The sequence below is a fragment of the Bacillus sp. Nf3 genome (genome assembly GCF_003028545.1).
GTDB classification, from domain to species: Bacteria; Bacillota; Bacilli; order Bacillales; family Bacillaceae; genus Bacillus; species Bacillus safensis.
On sequence record NZ_PYUA01000041.1, the window covers coordinates 1 to 681 of the forward strand.

1 protein-coding gene is annotated in these 681 nt (G+C 70.6%); it reads right to left on the bottom strand.

The annotated features are described in order from the left end of the window. Positions 1-86: 86 nt before the first annotated feature. On the bottom strand, positions 87-681 hold a 595-nt coding region (locus C9414_RS20745; RefSeq protein WP_219909128.1), incomplete at its 5' end, for a hypothetical protein.

The window sequence follows — 681 nt, forward strand, 5'->3', positions numbered from 1 at the left end:
GCAGCAACGCCCAGGCCAGCCAGCGGTGGCGCGGTCGCAGTAAGCGCATGTCGTCTCCTTGACGATCGAACAGGAAGCTCCAGGCGCTACGGCAGATCACGAGCCTCGCGCGGGGGCGTGCATTGTGCCGTGCCAGGCACGCGCCGGTAGCGTTGGTAGCCGGTCTGCGCATCCATGCCGAGCAGGTCGCCGTTGCCGAGCGGACGCAGCACAAGGGTTTCACCGTCCTGCTGCAGATGAACGGCACCCTCGTGCAGACGCGCCTGCGTGCCATTAGCGAAGTCGATCGTGTCGATTACGCCACCATCAGCCTGGTAGAGGCCGCAGGGCAGCCTCCGGGCCGGCACCAGGCGCAGGTCGGCGCCGAGCTCAAGCAAGGGCGCAGTGCGCTCGCAGGCACTGACGCGGCCTGCGTCGCAGACTACCTGCAGGGCCTGCACCGCCAGCGCCGGTTCGCGTGCGATCAACTGCTGTTCGGCCACCCCGGTGCAGAAGCGGCCACCGCGCTGTTGCAGGCAGAGCCGCTGCAGGGTGGCGCGCTGCGCGGCCGGCAAGGGCGCGTCCTGCTGCCCGGCCCTGGTGGTGGGTGCAGCGAGAAAGTGGCGCAGCAGCGCCGAGCAGCCGGCGCCGACGCCTTCCTCGCACGCGCGCTGGGCCTGTTCCGGAGGCGCCTCAGCGAGC